The organism is Asprobacillus argus (assembly GCF_032248395.1).
GTDB lineage: Bacteria > Bacteroidota > Bacteroidia > Flavobacteriales > Flavobacteriaceae > Polaribacter > Polaribacter argus.
This window is the reverse complement of record NZ_JAVTTO010000001.1, coordinates 627,980-648,523: the sequence shown is the minus strand read 5'-3', so window position 1 is coordinate 648,523 and position 20,544 is coordinate 627,980. Positions and strand designations below refer to the sequence as shown.

General features: G+C 35.8%; 17 protein-coding genes. 9 read left to right on the top strand and 8 right to left on the bottom strand.

Translation table 11 applies throughout. The annotated features are described in order from the left end of the window. Positions 1 to 2: 2 nt before the first annotated feature. The 4 genes from radA to panC are packed head-to-tail and all read right to left on the bottom strand — an operon-like array spanning position 3 to position 3,605. Positions 3 to 1,361: a DNA repair protein RadA gene (gene radA, locus RQM59_RS02850; RefSeq protein ID WP_349240548.1), complete on the bottom strand. Its 1,359-nt coding sequence runs from the start codon at positions 1,359 to 1,361 to the stop codon at positions 3 to 5. 34 nt (positions 1,362 to 1,395) lie between these two features. After that, on the bottom strand, positions 1,396 to 2,346 hold the full coding sequence (locus tag RQM59_RS02845; RefSeq protein ID WP_349240547.1) for a lysylphosphatidylglycerol synthase transmembrane domain-containing protein: 951 nt from the start codon (positions 2,344 to 2,346) through the stop codon (positions 1,396 to 1,398). Positions 2,347 to 2,348: 2 nt separating this feature from the next. Then, positions 2,349 to 2,699, bottom strand: a complete 351-nt coding sequence (panD, locus tag RQM59_RS02840; protein ID WP_349240546.1) for an aspartate 1-decarboxylase — start codon at positions 2,697 to 2,699, stop codon at positions 2,349 to 2,351. A gap of 57 nt (positions 2,700 to 2,756) precedes the next feature. Further along, positions 2,757 to 3,605, bottom strand: coding sequence for a pantoate--beta-alanine ligase (gene panC / locus RQM59_RS02835; protein WP_349240545.1), 849 nt, complete (start codon positions 3,603 to 3,605; stop codon positions 2,757 to 2,759). A 98-nt stretch (positions 3,606 to 3,703) separates the two neighbouring features. On the opposite strand from panC, the gene RQM59_RS02830 reads away from it, so the two are divergent. Genes RQM59_RS02830 through glmS form a run of 3 tightly spaced genes read left to right on the top strand, consistent with a single transcriptional unit; the run spans position 3,704 to position 7,988 of the window. After that, positions 3,704 to 4,513, top strand: a complete 810-nt coding sequence (locus RQM59_RS02830; RefSeq protein WP_349240544.1) for a glycogen/starch synthase — start codon at positions 3,704 to 3,706, stop codon at positions 4,511 to 4,513. A 9-nt stretch (positions 4,514 to 4,522) separates the two neighbouring features. Then, a complete protein-coding gene (locus tag RQM59_RS02825; protein ID WP_349240543.1) occupies positions 4,523 to 6,097 on the top strand; it encodes a DUF4270 family protein in 1,575 nt (524 codons plus the stop codon). Between the two features lie 34 nt (positions 6,098 to 6,131). Continuing rightward, the gene (gene glmS / locus RQM59_RS02820) at positions 6,132 to 7,988 is read left to right on the top strand and encodes a glutamine--fructose-6-phosphate transaminase (isomerizing) (RefSeq protein ID WP_349240542.1); all 1,857 of its coding nucleotides are present in this window, start codon (positions 6,132 to 6,134) and stop codon (positions 7,986 to 7,988) included. A gap of 46 nt (positions 7,989 to 8,034) precedes the next feature. Here glmS and RQM59_RS02815 read toward each other — a convergent pair whose 3' ends face one another. After that, positions 8,035 to 8,637, bottom strand: coding sequence for an NAD(P)/FAD-dependent oxidoreductase (locus RQM59_RS02815; RefSeq protein WP_349240541.1), 603 nt, complete (start codon positions 8,635 to 8,637; stop codon positions 8,035 to 8,037). Position 8,638: 1 nt separating this feature from the next. After that, complete coding sequence (locus RQM59_RS02810; protein ID WP_349240540.1) at positions 8,639 to 9,214, bottom strand: MarC family protein; 576 nt, start codon at positions 9,212 to 9,214, stop codon at positions 8,639 to 8,641. 91 nt (positions 9,215 to 9,305) lie between these two features. On the opposite strand from RQM59_RS02810, the gene RQM59_RS02805 reads away from it, so the two are divergent. Together RQM59_RS02805 and RQM59_RS02800 are read left to right on the top strand one after the other, a co-directional pair. Next, complete coding sequence (locus RQM59_RS02805) at positions 9,306 to 9,872, top strand: DUF3109 family protein (RefSeq protein WP_349240539.1); 567 nt, start codon at positions 9,306 to 9,308, stop codon at positions 9,870 to 9,872. 43 nt (positions 9,873 to 9,915) lie between these two features. Then, positions 9,916 to 10,425, top strand: a complete 510-nt coding sequence (locus RQM59_RS02800; RefSeq protein ID WP_349240538.1) for a hypothetical protein — start codon at positions 9,916 to 9,918, stop codon at positions 10,423 to 10,425. A gap of 81 nt (positions 10,426 to 10,506) precedes the next feature. Here RQM59_RS02800 and RQM59_RS02795 read toward each other — a convergent pair whose 3' ends face one another. Continuing rightward, the gene (locus RQM59_RS02795) at positions 10,507 to 10,698 is read right to left on the bottom strand and encodes a cold-shock protein (RefSeq protein ID WP_349240537.1); all 192 of its coding nucleotides are present in this window, start codon (positions 10,696 to 10,698) and stop codon (positions 10,507 to 10,509) included. A gap of 405 nt (positions 10,699 to 11,103) precedes the next feature. Between RQM59_RS02795 and RQM59_RS02790 the strand changes: the two genes are divergently transcribed. From RQM59_RS02790 to RQM59_RS02775, 4 genes are all read left to right on the top strand, one after another. Beyond that, complete coding sequence (locus tag RQM59_RS02790; RefSeq protein ID WP_349240536.1) at positions 11,104 to 12,075, top strand: ribonucleotide-diphosphate reductase subunit beta; 972 nt, start codon at positions 11,104 to 11,106, stop codon at positions 12,073 to 12,075. Positions 12,076 to 12,131: 56 nt separating this feature from the next. Next, positions 12,132 to 14,525, top strand: coding sequence for a ribonucleoside-diphosphate reductase subunit alpha (locus tag RQM59_RS02785; protein ID WP_349240535.1), 2,394 nt, complete (start codon positions 12,132 to 12,134; stop codon positions 14,523 to 14,525). 80 nt (positions 14,526 to 14,605) lie between these two features. Beyond that, complete coding sequence (locus RQM59_RS02780) at positions 14,606 to 15,946, top strand: deoxyguanosinetriphosphate triphosphohydrolase (RefSeq protein WP_349240787.1); 1,341 nt, start codon at positions 14,606 to 14,608, stop codon at positions 15,944 to 15,946. A gap of 109 nt (positions 15,947 to 16,055) precedes the next feature. Continuing rightward, the gene (locus RQM59_RS02775) at positions 16,056 to 18,716 is read left to right on the top strand and encodes a T9SS type A sorting domain-containing protein (protein WP_349240534.1); all 2,661 of its coding nucleotides are present in this window, start codon (positions 16,056 to 16,058) and stop codon (positions 18,714 to 18,716) included. Between the two features lie 45 nt (positions 18,717 to 18,761). Here RQM59_RS02775 and RQM59_RS02770 read toward each other — a convergent pair whose 3' ends face one another. Beyond that, positions 18,762 to 20,537, bottom strand: a complete 1,776-nt coding sequence (locus RQM59_RS02770) for a 1-deoxy-D-xylulose-5-phosphate synthase (RefSeq protein ID WP_349240533.1) — start codon at positions 20,535 to 20,537, stop codon at positions 18,762 to 18,764. Between the last annotated feature and the right edge of the window lie 7 nt (positions 20,538 to 20,544).

Genomic DNA, 20,544 nt, shown 5'->3' with positions numbered 1-20,544 from the left:
TTTTACGCAAATAAAGTAGCAAAAGCTTCTTCAATCTTGCCCACTAGAATAAGCCTAATAGAATGCTTAGTACTGCTTATTTTGTTGTACTTAGATGCGACAAATGTTTTATACCCCAATTTCTCAGCTTCAATAATACGTTGATCAATTTTGGAAACAGGTCTAATTTCTCCTGCTAACCCTACCTCAGCAGCAAAACAAACTTGAGGAGAAATAGCAAGGTCCTGATTAGAAGATAAAATGGCAGCTACTACAGCCAAATCGATTGCAGGATCATCTACATGGATTCCGCCAGTGATATTTAAAAATACATCTTTAGCTCCCAATTTGAACCCTGCGCGTTTTTCTAATACCGCTAGGATCATGTGTAAACGCTTTAAATTATAGCCTGTAGTTGATCTTTGTGGTGTTCCATAAACGGCGGTACTAACTAATGCTTGAATTTCTATCATTAAAGGTCTAACCCCTTCTAAAGTAGAAGCGATGGCAGTTCCACTAAGGTCGGCATCTTTTTTAGAGATTAAAATTTCAGATGGATTGGAAACTTCACGCAAGCCGTCTGACAACATTTCGTAAATACCTAACTCTGCTGTAGAACCAAATCTGTTTTTTTGCGAACGAAGTATTCTATAGGTGTGATTTCGGTCACCTTCGAACTGCAAAACCACATCTACCATATGCTCTAAGATTTTTGGTCCCGCTATATGTCCTTCTTTGTTGATATGTCCTATTAATAAGACAGGAGTGGCGGTTTCTTTTGCAAACTTGATTAGTTCTGCTGACGTTTCTCGAATCTGTGAAACACTTCCTGGCGAGGCTTCTATAGCATTTGTATGTAATGTTTGGATAGAATCTATCACTAACACATCAGGAGCTACCTCTTCTATATGCTTAAATATTTGTTGCGTGTTGGTTTCAGTAAGAATCAAACAGTTAGAATTGTTTGTTTGTACCCTATCTGCTCTCATTTTTATTTGAGATTGACTTTCCTCTCCAGAGACATATAACACTTTATGTGGGATGTTCAATGCAATCTGTAATAGCAATGTCGATTTTCCAATCCCAGGCTCTCCTCCTAATAAAGTTACTGAACCTTTTACTAACCCGCCTCCTAAAACCGTATCGAGTTCCGTGTTTTTAGTGGCAATTCGTTCTTCTGGGTTAAGTTGAATTTCATCAATTTTTAAAGGCCTAGAAACAGGTTTTGCCGTAGTTGATTGTTTCCATGTTCGTTTTTCTTCCTTCTGAATAACTTCTTCTACAATGGTATTCCATTCATTACACGTAGTGCATTGTCCCATCCATTTAGCATGTTGAGCACCACAATTTTGACAAAAAAAACTAGTTTTGATTTTAGCCATTTTTATAAAGAAGGTTTACACAAAGAAAAGAAAATTACTTGTCTTTATTATAGATCGGTAATACTAAAAATGAAAGCCCTCCAAAAATAATGATCATGGCTGTTTGTGCCGACCACATAATTGCACCAAAGGCATTTGATGGTTCTTCTGGAATTGCAAATAACGAAAAGGCCCCAGCAACCGCTACAGGATATAAACCGACTCCTCCATTAGTCGCTGCAATGCTGAATCCACCGGCAATAAAGCCAACCAATATAGCACCTAAAGGAACGTGTAGCCCTTCAACAGCAGGAATCGTTGCCCAAAACATGGCTACATACATTGCCCAGATAAAAACGGTATGAAAAATAAAAGCCCATTTTTTCTTCATTCTAAAAATACTAGTAACGCCTTCTACTAAACTCTTAACAAAGGTTTTGATCTTTAAGCCAAAACCAGAATTAGCTTTCTTAACGTACCTGGTAAAAATGAAGATTCCAAGGGCTAAAGCAGCAATCCCAATCCCAATTTTTACAGGGTCGAAGTTCTTTTTTACGAGTTCAAGAATGAAATCAAATTGAATCAATAGAGTGATGCCAATAATAATGAACATCATGATAAGGTCAGCGATTCTTTCAGCAACGATGGTTCCAAATCCTTTTTCAAAAGGAATGTCTTCATAGTTTGCCATAACTGCGGCTCTGGAGACTTCACCAGCTCTTGGTAATGCCAGGTTAACAAAATAAGCGATTAAAACAGCAAGTGTACTATTCATAAATTTAGGCTTGTAACCCATCGGCTCTAACATAAACTTCCACCTGTAGGCTCTTGATAGATGACTAAGGATGCCAAAGAACAAGCCAAGCGCAATCCACCAATAATTAGCATTTTTAAAATACTCCAGTAATTTCGCAGGAGAAATTTTGGTAAACATGTACCAAACCAAAAGACCTCCTAAGATTAAAGGAAGTACAATTTTTAAAGTTTTTTTGATTTTAGTCGACAAAATTAGGTAAGTGTATTTGTAGCCTCATTAGGAAAAACTAAAGCAGGTTTAAAGTTTTTAGCCTCTTCTAAATCCATATAAGCATAAGCAATCAAAATTAGAATATCCCCTTTTTGAACTTTTCTGGCGGCAGCTCCATTCAATGTTATTTCACCAGTTCCTCGTTTGCCGGGAATTGCGTAGGTTTCTAATCGCTCACCATTGTTATTGTTGACAATTTGAACTTTTTCTCCTTCGATGATATTAGCAGCATCCATTAAATCTAAATCGATAGAAATACTTCCAATATAATTTAAATCAGCACCTGTTACTTTAACGCGATGAATTTTTGATTTTACCACTTCTACTAACATGCTGCAAAAGTACTATTTTTTTAAATGTCTCTTAAGAATATCTCATTAAAAGAAGAGTTATGTATTTAGCTCAATATTGTCGATCAATCGAATTTCTCCCGCAAAAGCAGCAATAAATCCTCTATACGTTTTTCCTGTTTCTTTTTTTGATGCTGTTCGAAGTGTTACAACATCTGCAACCGTAAAGTATTCTAATGCTAAAATGGCATTTTGCTCAAATTCATTTTCCACCCACTTTACAACATCATCAATAGTGCTTTTTTCAAATAGTTTTGCGGCTTTTTGAAGTGTTGCATGGATAAAAGGAGCACATTGTCTTTGGTCAAAGGTGAGACGAGTATTTCTGGAACTCATCGCTAAACCATCTTGTTCCCTGTAAATTGGGCAACCATGAACCTGAACAGATATGTTATGCTTTTCGACCATTTTTTTTACAATTTGCAACTGCTGAAAATCCTTTTCTCCAAAATATGCATTGTGTGGCTTTATAATATCAAAAAAAGATTTTACAATAGTCCCAACTCCATCAAAATGACCTGCTCTGTGTTTTCCCTCCATTTCAAACTCCAGGCCATCAAAATCAAATTTTTGAGCAGACACAGATTGATCATACATCTCACTTACAGGAGGTAAAAACAGGATGTCACAATGTTCGTTTTGTAAGAGCTTTATATCCTTATCAATAGTTAAAGGATAGTTAATTAAGTCTTTTTTATTATCAAATTGTGTCGGATTTACAAAGATACTTGCAACCGTAACATCATTATTTTCTTTAGAAGTTTTAATCAAAGAAAGGTGCCCTAAATGTAGCGCCCCCATAGTAGGGACAAAACCTACAGAAAGATTTTTCGCCTTTAAAAGGGTTAAATGATTGATTAATTTTTCTTTAGTCTTAAAAATCAGCATTCTGTTTTCGTTGTAGAATGAGTGCAAACTTAGCATTTTAACAACAATTTTGCATAAAAATTCGTAGTTTTGCACTTCTTGTAAAAGAGTTAGATTTAATGAAAGATAAGAGAATATTGTATGTTTCTTCAGAGGTAATTCCATATTTACCAGAAACAGAAATAGCATCAACGGCATTTAATGTAGCGAAGAACGCACATTCAAACGGAGTACAAACTAGAATATTTATGCCTCGTTTTGGCGTAATTAACGAAAGGAGACACCAGTTACATGAGGTAATAAGGCTTTCAGGAATGAACCTTATTATAAATGATATGGATATGCCTCTTATTATTAAAGTGGCTTCTATTCCAAAAGAAAGAATGCAAGTATACTTTATCGATAATGATGAGTATTTTAAAAGAAAAGCAATTTTCTCTGATGAAGATGATAACCTTTTTCAAGATAACGATGAGAGGGCAATTTTCTTTGCAAAGGGAGTTGTTGAGACAGTGAAGAAACTGAACTGGGCTCCAGACATCATCCATGTTCATGGCTGGCTGGCGTCATTACTTCCTTTGTACTTAAAGGAATACTATTCTGAGGAACCGCTATTTGCTGAAAGTAAAATTGTTACTTCAGTATATAATAATGGCTTTGAAGGATCGTTAAATGAGGAACTTATTAATAAAGTTCAATTTGATAAGTTATCTGAGGATAAATTATCCGAATTATCTGAACCAAACTACACAAATATTATAAAGAATGCTATTGTAAACTCTGATGCAATTGTTTATGGAAGTGCTGAAATTGATGAAGAATTTACTTCATTGGTAGAAAAGGAGAACAAGTTGTCTTTAGAATACAATTCGGGAGATTATTCAGAATCGTATTTAGATTTTTATAGAGAAATAATCTCTACAAATTAATTAGAATTTATGTTGAAAAAGTTTATTAGAAGAGGAGCGGTCCTCGGTAGTTTTGCGTTAATTATATCTGGAGTTATTTCCTGTGAAAAAGATTTTACGGATGTCAATACTTCTGTCATCAGGAATAATGAATTTACGACAAATGATACTTTGTTAGAGGTTATAATAACTGAAAAACCCGTTACAAGTGTAAGAGCAGACGGTATTCAGTTAGGGGCATTAGGACAATATTTGCTCGGAAGCTATAATAACCCTCATTACGAAAAAATAGAAGCTTCGATAGTTTCTCAATTGCAAATTAGCAGCGCTTTTAAAGTGGTAGACAGAGAATACGGGGCAGACACAACTGTTGTTACGCAGATAGATACGGTGTATTTAAAGTTACCGTATCAAGCAACTCTTCAAACAGACGGAACTTATGAACTTGATTCCATTATAGGAGATACTGAGAAGGCGTTTAATTTGAATATTTATCAAAATACAACCTTCTTGAATGTCTTGGATCCAAGTGACCCTTCTGTGTTTAATCAATTTCAGTCAGACGCTATATATCAAACGTTGCCAACAGAATTAAATGCTATTTCAAACTTTCAATACATCCCAAGAGCTGGAGATACGATGATGGTGGTTAGTAGAAAGTTAAATACCGGAAGTATTTATGATAAAGATACAATCAAGTTAACAAATAGCCTTCCTTTTGGAAGAGTACCTCTTAAAGCAGATTTGTTAAAACAAATTTTGCTAGATAGATATCAAACGGATGACTTTGCTTCTCAAGAAGCTTTTGATGATTATTTTAGAGGAATAGTCCTAGAAGCAAGTGAAGGAACTGACCCTGGATCTTTAATATCATTTAGCTTTAATACTGGATTGATAGAATATAACCCTTCTATTGAAGTGTATTATACCAATACGGTATTGGTTTCAGGAGTAGCAGTAGACACGATCAAAAAGAATGATTCATTTAGATTATTTGGCGTTAGAAATAGCCTTTATAATATGACGACAAACAACCCCACACCTGCTGGAAACTTTCAGATTCAAGGAACGGCTGGAACGCATGCGGATATAGCACTTTTTGGACCAGATACGGACGGTAATGGGTTGCCTGATCAAATGGAGGAGTTAAGGGCTAAGAATTGGTTAATAAACGATGCTCAATTAACATTTTATGTCAATCAAAATATTGTTGGTTTTGATACTATTGCAACACCTTTTAGATTATTTTTGTACAAGAACGGAGAAAGTCTAGGTTTACCTCCTGCACTTATAAAAGATGCTTTACCCGAAACAAGTGCAGCTTTTGGTGGGGTTTTAGAACTAACGGACGAAAAGAAACCAGATAAGTACACGTTTAGAATTACGGATTATATCTCAGATATATTAAGCGGAGCAACAAATTATAGCCCCCCATTAACATTGAAAGTTGCGAACCCGACGGATTTTCCAACAACCGCTACAGATACAATTATAGATTCCTATAATTGGAACCCTAAAGGGGTAATGTTGTTAAATCATCTACTAACCAATGGAGATAGAAGGGTTCAGTTAAAGATTTCGTATTCTGAGAAGACGACTAATTAAATATTAACAACAACCCAAACCAAAAGAAAAAGTTATGTGTGGAATTACTGGCTATATAGGACCTAGAGAGGCGTACCCTATCGTAATCAACGGACTTAAAAGATTAGAATACAGAGGCTATGACAGTGCAGGAGTGATGATGTTTGATGGAGAAAAAATGCACTTGTCTAAAACCAAGGGTAAGGTTTCAGATCTAGAGAAAATTACAGAAACGGAGCCTTTTAGGAAAAAAGGAAGTATTGGTATTGGTCACACTAGATGGGCAACTCATGGAGTGCCTAACGACATAAACTCACATCCACATTTTTCAGCTTCAGGGGATTTAGTGATCGTGCATAACGGAATCATTGAAAACTATGATACACTTAAAAAGGAATTAATCTCAAGAGGATATACTTTTAAAAGTGATACAGATACAGAGGTTTTGGTAAACCTAATTGAAGAGGTTAAAAAGAAAGAAGGATGTAAACTTGGGAAAGCAGTTCAGTTAGCACTAACTCAAGTGATCGGAGCATATGCGATTGCAGTTTTTGATAAGACGAAAACCAATGAAATTGTAGTTGCAAGATTAGGAAGCCCAATAGCTATTGGGGTAGGTAAGGATAATGGAGAGTTCTTTGTCGCTTCTGATGCATCACCGTTTATTGAATTCACAAAGGACGCTATTTATCTAGAGGATGAAGAAATGGCAATTATCAAATTGCACAAGGGGATCAAGGTTCGAAAAATTAAAGATGACTCTTTAGTAGATGCCAACATCCAGGAATTGCAATTAAGCCTTGAGCAAATCGAAAAAGGAGGATACGAGCACTTTATGCTGAAAGAAATCCACGAACAACCTAAGGCTATCATTGATACGTATAGGGGAAGAATGCTGCCAGATGAAGGGATTATAAGAATGGCTGGTGTAGACAATAACATGGAACGTTTTCTTAATGCAGATAGAATAATAATTGTTGCTTGCGGAACGTCATGGCATGCTGGGTTGGTGGGTGAGTATCTTTTAGAAGATATGACAAGAATACCTGTTGAAGTAGAATATGCTTCAGAATTCAGATATAGAAACCCGATTATTACTCCGAAAGACGTGGTCATTGCTATTTCTCAATCTGGAGAAACAGCAGACACCTTAGCAGCGATTAAGCTGGCAAAATCTAAAGGAGCTTTTGTTTTTGGAGTGTGTAATGTAGTAGGATCATCCATTGCTAGAGAAACGCATGCAGGCGCGTATACGCATGCAGGCCCTGAGATTGGAGTAGCTTCTACAAAAGCATTTACAACACAGATCACGATATTATCATTGATCTCTTTGAAATTGGCAAAAGCGAAAGGAACGTTATCAAATTCGGCATTTCACATGTATCTACAGAAAATGCAGTTGATTCCAGAAAAGGTACAGAAGCTTTTAGAAATAGATGAGAAAGTAAAAGAGATAGCAAGTATTTATAAAGATGCGAAAAATTGTTTGTACTTAGGAAGAGGGTTTAATTTCCCAGTGGCGTTAGAAGGAGCATTAAAGCTTAAAGAAATATCATACATCCATGCAGAGGGATATCCTGCAGCAGAGATGAAGCATGGGCCTATTGCGCTTATTGATGAGAATATGCCAATTTTTGTGATTGCAACAAATAAAGGACACTACGAAAAAGTAGTAAGTAATATTCAAGAGATCAAATCTCGCGCAGGAAAGATCATAGCTGTTGTTACCGAAGGAGATGTTACCGTTAAAGAAATTGCAGATCACGTTATCGAAATTCCAGACACGGAAGAAGCATTAACGCCTTTACTAACTACCATTCCATTCCAGTTATTATCATATCATATTGCGGTAATGTTGGACAAGAATGTAGATCAACCTAGAAATTTAGCAAAATCGGTTACCGTAGAGTAACTTTGAAATGATAAAGCATAAAAAAGCCAGCTTATTGCTGGCTTTTTTATGCTTTATCATGAACCTTTACATGCTCTCCATTGTTCCATAAGGTCAGAATATCGGTAGCTACCATTGCTCCTGTACCTGCAGCAATAGCAAACTGACTTCTGAATCCAGCTATAGTTCCGCACACATACATGCCCTTTTTAACGAGTAAATTTTCATTTTTGAGCTGTATACGATCTTTGGCTACTTTTGTTAATGAATGTGGTTCTAGATATGTTTCTAGCCCCTTAATTAAAAAAGGTTTCGCATAATTTAATGCTAAGACAATAATTGAAGCTCTATAAGTAGCTTTGTTTGTTTGAACAAGATAAACGCCATCTGTTTGATCTATAGAGTTTACCTTCTCATTGTCAATTTGTATAACCTCAGGGTATAGATCGGCTAACTGTTTTTTTCCAGAAACCAATATGTCTTTTCCTAAAGTATTAGGCGGCAGACCAAGTACATTATTAAATAAGGCGCTTTGCAAATGAGATGCTTTTTGATGGGCGATAATCCCTATTTTCTTATCAATAGCATAAGGTTTCTTAGCCGCGGACCCTAAAACCAAAGCACATTGCAATCCCGCAGCACCTCCCCCTATGATCAACGTGTCAAACATATTATACTAAAGCTTTAATGTTATGAGCAAAAAGTTTTACCGCAATAGCTAAAAGAATAACTCCGAAAACCTTTCGGATGATCTTAATTCCATTTGGTCCAATAATTCGCTCTATTTTAGACGAAGTCTTAAGTACAACATATATAAGAAGCACATTTAATACGATGGCTATAATTATATTTTGTATTTCAAATTCAGCCCTCAAAGATAAAAGGGTGGTTAAACTTCCTGGCCCGGCAATTAACGGGAATGCCAAAGGAAAAACCGACGCAGTAATGGCATTTGAATCTTCTTCTTTGTAAAGTGTAATCCCTAAGATCATTTCCAATGCAATAAAGAAAAGAATAAATGCACCAGCCACGGCAAAAGAATTAACATCAATCCCAATTAATGACAGCAAACTTTGTCCCAAGAATAGAAATAGGATCATAATACTTCCCGCAATAATAGAGGCTTTTTCAGACTGAATGTGTCCTACTTTTTTTCTAAGATCTATAATAATGGGGATATTTCCAATAATATCAATTACCGCAAATAAAACCATAAATGCCGTAAAAATTTGCTTAATGTTTTCCATTAGTTAATACATAAAAAATATACTACAAAATTAGTCAACTTAGTTTAGCATATGGTAAAATAATCGGAAAAAAATAATGTATTTTTAAGCCATGTTTCAATTACGTAAAACTATTGTTTCGGAAGACCTCTTTGAAAAGGATTTTGTCTGCAATTTGTCGGCCTGTAAGGGTGCTTGTTGTATAGATGGGGAGGCTGGAGCCCCTTTGACAGAAGAGGAAACGAAAAAATTGGAAGACATCTACCCACAAGTAAAACCTCTTCTTAGAAAGGAAGGAATTGAGGCTATTGAAAAAGAAGGAACTTGGATTACCAGTGATTTTGATGAACTTGAAACTCCTTTAATCAATCATAAAGAATGCGCCTATGTTATTTTTGATGATAAAAAGACGGCATTATGCGGAATAGAAGAGGCCTATAATCAAGGAATAATAGACTGGAAAAAACCAATCTCATGCCATTTATATCCAGTGAGAGTTAAAGAGTATTCTGAATTTTCCGCCGTAAACTACAATAAGTGGGGTATATGTGATGATGCATGTACATTAGGAAAGGAATTGCAAGTACCTGTCTATAAATTTGTAAAAGAGGCGTTAATAAGGAAATTTGGAGAATCTTGGTATGAGGAGTTAGAAAAAGTGGCTGAACAACACAAATAAAGCCTTGATTTTTAGTATATTTAACCTTCGAAAAACAAGTCATATGAAAAAAATAGCACCAATACTATTCGCAGTATTTGTATTACTTTCTTGCGAAGATAATCAGACCACAATAAATATATCTACACCGTATACCTTAGATGAATCGTTTGAAGTGGGGATTCCACAAACAGGGAGTGGACAAACTAATTTTAATGAAACAAGTAGCCATGACCTAAGTCAACTAATTGCGAATTATAGTGATATAAATTCAGTTACTGTAAACAGTTTAACATATCAGTTTGCGAATTTTTCAGGAGATACGGCAGGAGTAATCCAAACAGCGATATTAACCATCAACAATGTCACAGTAGCAACTATTTCAAATGTGAATATTTCACAGGAAGCAGCGAATAATACGATTTTTCAAATCACTGATGCAGCTGTGATTAGTCAAATCCAAAATATTTTAGAGACTACATCTATAGTTAATTTGCAAGCATCAGGAACTGTAAACTCAAGCATTCCTATGAACTTTACTATTGATGTTCACTTAGATATTGAGGCGAATTAATTCAAAGAACCAGTTTACATAAAACAAAAAGCCTGAGGTATAACCTCAGGCTTTTTTGTAAAAAAAATTAAATCTAAAATATTAGATAACTCTAACGCTTACTGCGTTTAATCCTTTTCTACCTTCTTTTAATTCAAACTCTACTGCATCGCCTTCTCTTACTTCGTCAATTAATCCAGAGACATGTACGAAATACTCATCTTTTGAACCATCTTCAATAACAAATCCAAATCCTTTAGATTCGTTGAAGAATTTTACTGTTCCGTTTTTCACTTGTAATAATAATAATAGTTAATAAAGTGCAAAGGTACCTTTATTAAACTGATAATGAGGTGGGTTTTGTAAAAATTTTAAAGACTGTCGATATAAACTCATTTCATAAGCATTAAAAAGACACATTTCAATTCCTTTTTTTATTTAAAAAGAAATGCGAAAAAAGTTTTTTAAGAATGTCAGTGACAGTAGTGCTTAACAAAAATTTAACATTGTAACATTTTGAATATCAGATAGTTGAGAAAATTTGATTTTTTCAGTTTTAATTTAACATAAGTTGATTTTGTTAAAAACTTGCTGGGTTTTGTGAATAAGTATGGCTTTTAATTTTTAGCAATTTTTCCAATCTTTGTTAGCATCCTTTTTTATGAGGAAATTCCCCAAAATCAAAAAAACAACACAAAAATGTCCGCAATAGAACCTATTTTACAACCAAATGACAACAGATTTGTAATTTTCCCTATACAGCATAACGATTTATGGGATTGGTACAAAAAACAGCAAGCGTGCTTTTGGACGGCTGAAGAAATAGACCTGCATTCAGATCTGGATGATTGGAATAATAAACTGTCTGATGATGAACGTTACTTTATAAAACATATTCTAGCATTCTTTGCTGCATCCGATGGAATTGTAAATGAAAACCTAGCAGAAAACTTTGTTAACGAAGTACAATATTCGGAAGCCAAATTTTTCTATGGTTTTCAAATTATGATGGAAAACATTCATTCCGAAACGTATTCGTTATTAATTGATACGTATGTAAAAGATGAAACAGAAAAAGATAAACTGTTTAGAGCTATAGAAGTGTTCCCTGCAATTAAGAAAAAAGCAGATTGGGCGTTAAAATGGATAGAATCTGATTCATTTGCAGAACGATTAATTGCGTTCGCGGCAGTAGAAGGAATTTTCTTTTCAGGTGCTTTTTGTTCGATTTTCTGGTTGAAGAAAAGAGGTTTGTTACCAGGGTTAACTTTTTCTAATGAGCTAATTTCTAGAGATGAAGGGATGCACTGCGATTTTGCCGTACACCTGCACAATAAGCATATGGTAAATAAAGTGCCAAAAGCAAGGATCAAAGAGATTATTGTAGATGCACTAAATATAGAAAGAGAATTCGTAACCGAATCTTTGCCTGTGAGTTTAATCGGAATGAATGCCAAACTAATGACAGAGTACCTAGAGTTTGTGACTGATAGACTGTTATTAGAATTTGGATGTGAAAAAGAATATAACGCAACGAATCCTTTTGACTTTATGGAAATGATTTCTCTAGAAGGAAAGACCAATTTCTTCGAAAAAAGAGTATCAGAATACCAAAAAGCAGGAGTGAAATCGGGAGGAACAGGGTCCATCAGTTTTGATGCAGATTTTTAAACTAAACTAAATAAACTGGATACAGTTTGTTAACTAATTATAAAACCAAATAGAGCATGTATGTATTAAAAAGAGATGGCAAGAAAGAGCCAGTGATGTTTGACAAGATCACGGCCAGAGTAAAAAAGATGTGTTATGGATTAAACAATATTGTTGATCCTGTAAAGGTAGCAATGCGCGTGATTGAAGGATTGTACGATGGAGTAACTACCTCGGAGCTTGATAATTTGGCAGCAGAAACAGCCGCCACTATGACTACTGCACATCCAGATTATGCAAAATTAGCAGCGAGAATTGCCGTATCTAACTTACATAAAAACACGAAGAAGTCATTTTCAGATACGATGAATGACTTGTATCATTATGTAAATCCACGTACAGAAAAGAAAGCGCCATTGTTGTCGGATGATGTGTACAAGATCATAAATGAGAATGCAGAAAAACTAGATTCTACTATTATTTATAATAGGGATTTTAATTACGATTATTTCGGATTTAAAACATTAGAACGTTCTTATTTGTTAAAACTCAATGGTCAAATCGTAGAACGCCCTCAACACATGCTCATGAGGGTTTCTATTGGTATTCATAAAGGAGATATTGACGAAGCAATAGCAACATACGAGTTAATGAGTAAAAAGTATTTTACACATGCAACTCCAACATTATTTAATGCTGGTACGCCAAAACCACAGATGTCTTCTTGTTTCTTATTACAGATGCAAGATGATAGTATTGAAGGAATTTATGATACACTTAAACAAACTGCTCAAATATCTCAATCTGCAGGAGGAATAGGATTATCTATCCATAATGTAAGAGCTACTGGATCATATATCAGAGGAACAAATGGAACCTCAAACGGAATTGTTCCGATGTTAAAAGTGTTCAATGATACGGCGAGATATGTAGATCAAGGAGGAGGAAAACGTAAAGGGTCTTTCGCAATGTATTTAGAACCATGGCATGCAGACATCTTTGATTTCTTAGACTTAAAGAAGAATCATGGAAAAGAAGAAATGCGTGCTAGAGACCTATTCTATGCAATGTGGGTACCAGATCTATTTATGAAAAGAGTGCAAGAAGACGGAACATGGACGTTGATGTGTCCAAACGAATGTCCTCACTTATATGATACCTATGGAGATGAGTTTGAAAAACTGTATGAAGGATATGAAAAAGTAGGAAAAGGAAGAAAAACGATCAAAGCACGTGAATTATGGGAGAAAATTCTAGAATCTCAAATTGAGACTGGAACACCATATATGCTGTACAAAGATTCTGTAAACCGTAAGACCAATCATAAGAATTTAGGAACCATTCGTTCTTCTAACTTATGTACAGAGATTATGGAGTACACTGCAAAAGATGAAGTAGCTGTTTGTAACCTGGCGTCTATTGCATTACCTATGTTTGTTACAGAAAAAGAGAATGGAGAAAAGTTCTTTAACCATAAAAAGTTATTTGATGTAACTAAAAAAGTAACGCGTAATTTGGATACGGTAATTGACATGAATTACTATCCTGTTAAAGAAGCTGAAAATTCAAATTTCCGTCACAGACCTATCGGATTAGGAATTCAAGGATTAGCAGATACCTTTATTAATTTACGCCTCCCATTTACGTCAGAAGAAGCTAAAAAGCTAAATCAAGACATCTTTGAAACCATGTATTTTGCTGCCGTAACATCTTCTATGGAGATCGCTAAGGCCAAGAAAGAACCATATTCTACTTTTAAAGGATCTCCAATGTCAGAAGGAGAATTCCAATTTAACATGTGGGGAATTAAAGATGATGAATTAAGCGGAAATTGGGATTGGGCGAAACTACGTAAGAATGTAATGAAGCATGGAGTACGTAACTCGCTATTGGTTGCACCAATGCCAACAGCTTCTACATCTCAAATTCTTGGAAACAATGAAGCGTTTGAACCATATACATCCAATATCTATACTAGAAGAGTATTATCTGGAGAGTTTATCGTTGTAAACAAACATTTATTAGAAGACTTAGTAGAGTTAGGTTTATGGGACAACAACATGAAAGAGGATATTATGCGTGCAAATGGATCTATCCAACACATAGAGAAGATCCCTGCAGAACTAAGAGAATTGTATAAGACAGTTTGGGAAATGAGTATGAAAGATATTATTGATATGGCTCGCCATAGAGGATACTTTATCGATCAATCTCAATCATTGAACTTGTTTATGAAAGATCCTGATTTTGCAAAACTAACATCAATGCATTTCTACGGATGGAAATCTGGATTGAAAACAGGAATGTATTACTTGAGAACCAAATCTGCGGTGAATGCAATTCAGTTTACGCTTTCTAAAGAAAAGAAAGAAAACGAAGAAGAAAAGCCAATGAGCCCAGAAGAATTTAAAGCAATGGTAGAAGCATCTAAAGATGCTGGGCCAGACGATTGCTTAATGTGCGGTTCTTAAAAATAGAATGTATTAAATGTAAAAAAGAGAGGTTAAAAGCCTCTCTTTTTTATTAAATTCGAACATATTTTTTTACTATGATGAATTGGGAACAACTCCTTTCGTTAAAACGATTTGGAGATACGCAAAAAAGAGAGCGAACTGCGCAAGATGAAACTAGACTGGGATTTGATGTAGATTTTGACAGGATCATTTTTTCATCTGCGTTCAGGAGCTTGCAAGACAAGACACAGGTAATCCCTTTGTCTGAAACAGACTTTGTGCACACTAGACTAACCCATAGTTTAGAGGTTTCTGTAGTAGGAAGAACTTTAGGAAGAAGAGTAGGGAAAGCACTATTAGAAAAGCACCCGAAATTGCAAGCGGAAGGATATACCTTCAATGATTTTGGAGCGATTGTAGCGGCCGCTGCATTGATGCACGATATAGGGAACCCTCCTTTTGGGCATTCCGGAGAGAAAGCCATTGGAGAGTACTTTAAAACAGGAAGAGGTCAAAATTTTAAATCAGAATTAACAGCGAAAGAATATCAAGACCTGATCGATTTTGAAGGAAATGCCAATGGGTTTAAGATTTTGACGGAAAGCAGAGAAGGAATTTCTGGCGGACTACGTTTATCCTATGCAACCTTAGGCGCATTTTTAAAGTACCCTAAAGAATCATTACCTAAAAAACCGTCTAAACATATTGTAGATAAGAAATATGGGTTTTTCCAATCAGAAAAAGAAGCTTTCTTGGATGTTGTGAATGATCTTGGATTACAGCAAAAATCGACCACAGACGATGTTTCCTTCTATAGACACCCTTTGGCTTATTTAGTAGAAGCAGCAGATGATATCTGTTATACGATCATTGATTTTGAAGATGGTATCAACCTGGGGCTCATCGAGGAAGAATTTGCGCTAGAGTACTTAATAAAACTAGTAAAGGATACCATAGATACGCAAAAATACCATTCTTTAAAATTCAAAAAAGATAGGGTAAGCTATTTAAGGGCACTAGCCATTAATACTCTAATCAATGAAGCTGTTACCATTTTTCTAGAGAATGAAGAACAAATCTTACAAGGGGATTTTGAAAAATCTTTATTGGATAAATGTAAGTACGAAGCACAGATTAACGACATTATTAAGATAAGTGTTCAAAAGATCTACTTAAGTAACGAAGTGGTAGAAAAGGAGGTTGCGGGGTATAAAATTATTGCTGATTTATTAGACGTTTTTGTTAGCGCAATCAACAATAAGCACCTTGGAACTCCATCCAATTATGACCAATTAATTTTGAATTTATTACCCGATGAATTCAAGATCGCTCATAGCGATTTATATTCAAGAGTGATGATGATTTGTACCTATGTGTCTAGAATGTCAGATAGTTACGCAATTCGACTTCATAAGAAATTAGCTGGAAATATTATTTAAAAGTGCTAAATTAGTAGTCTTAGAGGGCAAAAAATAAAATGTAAATAGCATAGGGTAAAGCCTTAAAGGGCTGTTTTATCTTACAAACAAAGACTTTAAATTACTGATTATGAAGAAAAAAATACTACTCACGTTGGTGGTTTTCTTGATGGCAACTGTAGTGTACATTACCAATAAAGAAAACGAAGGAGAAAAGCGAAGGTTAGCATATGTTGAATTTATCAATAATCATCCTTACTCCAAAAGAAAACTATTGACCAAGGAAGAACTAAAGAAAATTCCAAAAAAAGACAGGCCAGATTTGGCTTTCGAACAGGATTTTTTAAGAACAATGGATCCTGCCACAAGGACAATTCCACAAGACAGATTAGTAGAGGCTATAAATACGGCTAATGAGTTAACCGCTGCAAATAGGAACACCAATTTTAGTTGGGAATCTAGAGGGCCTAAAGAAGTAGCAGGAAGAATTAGAGGGTTCTTTTTTGACCCAAATGATAATACAGACAAAAAAGCATTTACCGCAGGAGTTGGTGGTGGTATCTGGGTAAATAATGATGTGACAGACGAGACATCTACGTGGTCTCAAGTAGCAGCTGATATGTCAAATTTTGCTGTTTCTGCATTGGCATATGACCCTGTAAATACGATGACCTTTTATGCAGGAACTGGAGAAGGATGGGGAAATGTTGATGCTATTGTTGGCGGAGGAATATGGAAAAGTACGGATGGAGGAGCAACATGGTCTAACTTATCTTCAACCACAGACTTCGAATACGTGTATGATATTGTAGTACGAGATGAAAGTGGAACAGGAGTTATCTATGCAAGTATGAGAGATACAGACGGTACTAGTTCTAATGGAACAGATTTATTTAGATCTACAGATGGAGGAGCAAACTGGACGAATGTTTCAGGAACAGCAGTACGAGATTTAGAAATTTCAGCAGATAACACTATTTGGGCAGGAGATGCCAGCGGAAACGTTTTATCTTCTCCTGATGGTACAACTTGGACTAATAGATATACGTCTACAGTAACGACTCCACGAAGAGTTGAAGTGGCTACGGCACCTTCAGACGCAAATGTCGTGTACGCCCTAATTGCAGATGGAAACGGTTTTGGAGAGTTTGTAAAAACATCAAATGGCGGAAATAACTGGTCTTCTTTTACAGGACCTTCGGATCCCGACGGCGGAATTCCTGCAGATGACTTTACCAGAGGTCAAGCATGGTATGACTTTATTGCTGCTGTACACCCCACAAATTCTGACGAAGTATATATTGGAGGTGTAAATACATTTAAAACAACAAACGGAGGAACTAGTTGGACGAAAATATCCAGTTGGAGCGCTTCTAGAGATGCAACTGTAAGTTATGTACATGCTGATATTCACAACATCGTATTCAGACCAAATAATAATGATCAAATGGTTATTACATCAGATGGTGGAGTTTCCTATGTTCCAGATCTTTCAATAATTCCTACTAATGGAGCAAATGCCTTTACTACAGGAATCTTTAATAGAAACTTGAATTTAAATCTTACTCAGTTTTACTCGGCTGCAATAGACCCAGTAGCAACACATGGATTTTCAGGAGGAACACAAGATAATGGAACGATTTTGTTTTCGGAGGATGGATTTGGAAGTACTGAAGAGATTTGGGGAGGAGACGGAGGTTTTACCTTTATAGATCAAGAACACCATGATGGTGCCAACGGACATTATAGAATCGTATCTTTTACAGGAAATACCTATTACTTATTAGATTATACCACAAACCCAAATGGAACGTGGATTCAATTAAATAGCGGAACGGGTAGTTTTATCAACCCTGCTGATTACGATTCCCATAACAATAAAATATATTCTCACGAATCTGTTGGAACTATTACAGAAACAACATTGAATGCAGATGGTACGGATCAAGGAACAGGAACGAACTCTTTAGGAACTACTTCGGATATCTCTGTGCCAGAATTGACAACAGCGGTTTCTCACGTAAGAGTTTCTCCATATAATGAAAATGCTAGAACAGTATTTTATGGAACTGTTGCAAATACCCTAATTAAAAGAGCATCAGACGGTACAGTAACGAATATCTCTAATAATAACCTTTTTGAAGGTGCGGTTTCTTGTTTAGAAATTGGCGCAAGCGATGATGAGTTATTATTAACCTATTCAAATTATGGATTGCAAAGTGTTTGGTATTCTACCAATGGTGGAACGACCTGGGTAGATAAAGAAGGAAATTTACCAGACATGCCTGTGCGATGGGCATTATTTAATCCTTTGGATAGAAAAGAGGTAATATTAGCTACTGAGGTTGGAATGTGGAGAACATTAGACATTACAGCAGGTTCTGTAGTATGGGAACCGATCAATACGAATATGGGGAATGTACGTGTAGATATGCTACAATACAGAGACAGTGATAATTTAGTTTTAGCTGCAACACACGGTCGAGGGATGTTTACAGCAAACTTTACGGCGACTCCTGCTTCTGTAGACGAAGTATTAGCAGATAAGAAAGTGTTTACCATGTATCCAACGATTTCTAAAGGAGACTTCACGTTATTTGCCAAAAACACCTTAGGAAAATCACGAGTACAAGTCTTTGATATTTCAGGAAAGGAAGTATATACGACCAATGTTGATTTTAACCAAAGTAGAGATCAGCAAATTTCTATAAATGCTAGACCAGGAGTATACATTGTAAACCTGATCGATGAGAACAATAAAAAAGCTTCTGGGAAAATTATCATAGAATAATCTTCCAGTAGAATCATAAAAAAAGCGCCTTTAAAGGCGCTTTTTTTATGAAAGATGTTTTATAAATTCTTTAGATAGGCTTAGAGGGTCTAAGCCAATTTCTTGCTGAAGCTCTAAGGTGTCTCCATGTTCAACAAATTGATCAGGAACTCCAAGAACTTTAATAGTATTTTTATAATGATGCGTGGATGCAAATGCCAAAACAGTAGTTCCAAATCCTCCTTTAACAGTTCCGTCTTCAACTGTAATAACCATTTCAAACTTCTTAAATATGGTATGTAATAAGTGTTCATCCAAAGGCTTTACAAAGCGCATATCATAATGCCCAATACAAGCACTCTGACCTGTAATTTCGATAGCTTTCGTAATATTATTGCTTATAGACCCAATGGATAGTACAGCAATTTCAGAACCTTCTTGTAAACAAGTTCCTGTTCCAATTTCTATGGAAGAAAAGGGTTGTTTCCAATCTATAATAGATCCTTTACCTCTTGGATAACGAATCGCTATTGGTTGTACCAAACCTAATTGTGCAGTATATAAGATGTTTCTAAGTTCTACCTCGTTTCTTGGTGCGCAAATGATCAAATTTGGGATACAGTTTAGATACGCAATATCAAAAACACCATGATGCGTGGCACCATCTCTTCCAACGAGACCTGCTCTATCAATACAAAAGATAACAGGTAATTTTTGAAGAGCGACATCATGAATTACTTGATCATAAGCACGTTGTAAAAAAGTAGAATAGATTACACAAAAAGGAATCATTTTTTGAGTAGCTAATCCAGCAGCCAAAGTAACAGCATGCTGCTCTGCAATACCTACATCAAATGTTCTATCAGGAAAAGTTTGCATCATTACATTCAAAGAACTACCCGTTAACATGGCGGGTGTAATGGCAACAATATTTTTATTCTTTGCGGCTAACTCGACCAGGGTATCTCCAAAAACATCTTGATACTTTGCTGGCTGGTTCTCCTCAGATTTTGGGAATATTTCTCCCGAAACCTTATCAAATTTACCTGGCGAATGATAACGCACCTGATCTTCTTCTGCTTTTTGCAACCCCTTACCTTTGGTCGTAACGATATGTAGGAACTTAGGTCCTTTTTTCCTTTTTAATCGCTGTAATTCAGCACTCAATTTGTCAATATTATGTCCATCAATGGGCCCCGAATAATCAAAATTCAAAGCACGGATAATATTATTCTTTGCTAATGTTTTATCTGTTTTTACCTTGGTTAAATACTCTTTTAACGCCCCTACAGAAGGATCTATTCCGATAGCATTATCATTCAGAATAATCAATAGATTCGCATTCGAAACTCCGGCGTGATTCAATGCCTCAAACGCCATTCCACTGGCAATGGATGCATCTCCAATAACCGCAATATGATGTTTCTCTGTTTCTCCTTTTAAATTAGAAGCAATGGCCATTCCTAGTGCAGCAGAAATGGACGTAGAAGAATGTCCAACGCCAAAAGCATCGAATTCACTCTCATTCCTTTTTGGAAAGCCAGAAACACCATGTTGTTGTCGGTTAGTATGAAAAACGTCTTTTCTACCCGTTAGAATTTTATGACCGTATGCCTGATGACCTACATCCCAAACCAAAAGGTCATTGGGTGTGTCAAATAAGTAGTGCAAAGCAATCGTAAGTTCAACAACCCCTAAACTTGCTCCTAAATGCCCTTCTTTTGTCGCGACAATATCGATAATGAACGCACGCAATTCCTTCGCTAGCTGAGGTAATTGCTCAGACGATAGTTTCCTTAGATCGGAAGGATTAGAAATAGTAGCTAACAAGTTTTTTGTCATCAGACAA

Coding starts and splice junctions, on each gene's coding strand:
- radA (WP_349240548.1), bottom strand. CDS start 1,361: ATGGCTAAAATCAAAACTAGTTTTTTTTGTCAAAATTGTGGTGCTCAA.
- panD (WP_349240546.1), bottom strand. CDS start 2,699: ATGTTAGTAGAAGTGGTAAAATCAAAAATTCATCGCGTTAAAGTAACA.
- panC (WP_349240545.1), bottom strand. CDS start 3,605: ATGCTGATTTTTAAGACTAAAGAAAAATTAATCAATCATTTAACCCTT.
- RQM59_RS02830 (WP_349240544.1), top strand. CDS start 3,704: ATGAAAGATAAGAGAATATTGTATGTTTCTTCAGAGGTAATTCCATAT.
- RQM59_RS02825 (WP_349240543.1), top strand. CDS start 4,523: ATGTTGAAAAAGTTTATTAGAAGAGGAGCGGTCCTCGGTAGTTTTGCG.
- glmS (WP_349240542.1), top strand. CDS start 6,132: ATGTGTGGAATTACTGGCTATATAGGACCTAGAGAGGCGTACCCTATC.
- RQM59_RS02815 (WP_349240541.1), bottom strand. CDS start 8,637: ATGTTTGACACGTTGATCATAGGGGGAGGTGCTGCGGGATTGCAATGT.
- RQM59_RS02810 (WP_349240540.1), bottom strand. CDS start 9,214: ATGGAAAACATTAAGCAAATTTTTACGGCATTTATGGTTTTATTTGCG.
- RQM59_RS02805 (WP_349240539.1), top strand. CDS start 9,306: ATGTTTCAATTACGTAAAACTATTGTTTCGGAAGACCTCTTTGAAAAG.
- RQM59_RS02800 (WP_349240538.1), top strand. CDS start 9,916: ATGAAAAAAATAGCACCAATACTATTCGCAGTATTTGTATTACTTTCT.
- RQM59_RS02790 (WP_349240536.1), top strand. CDS start 11,104: ATGTCCGCAATAGAACCTATTTTACAACCAAATGACAACAGATTTGTA.
- RQM59_RS02785 (WP_349240535.1), top strand. CDS start 12,132: ATGTATGTATTAAAAAGAGATGGCAAGAAAGAGCCAGTGATGTTTGAC.
- RQM59_RS02780 (WP_349240787.1), top strand. CDS start 14,606: ATGAATTGGGAACAACTCCTTTCGTTAAAACGATTTGGAGATACGCAA.
- RQM59_RS02775 (WP_349240534.1), top strand. CDS start 16,056: ATGAAGAAAAAAATACTACTCACGTTGGTGGTTTTCTTGATGGCAACT.
- RQM59_RS02770 (WP_349240533.1), bottom strand. CDS start 20,537: ATGACAAAAAACTTGTTAGCTACTATTTCTAATCCTTCCGATCTAAGG.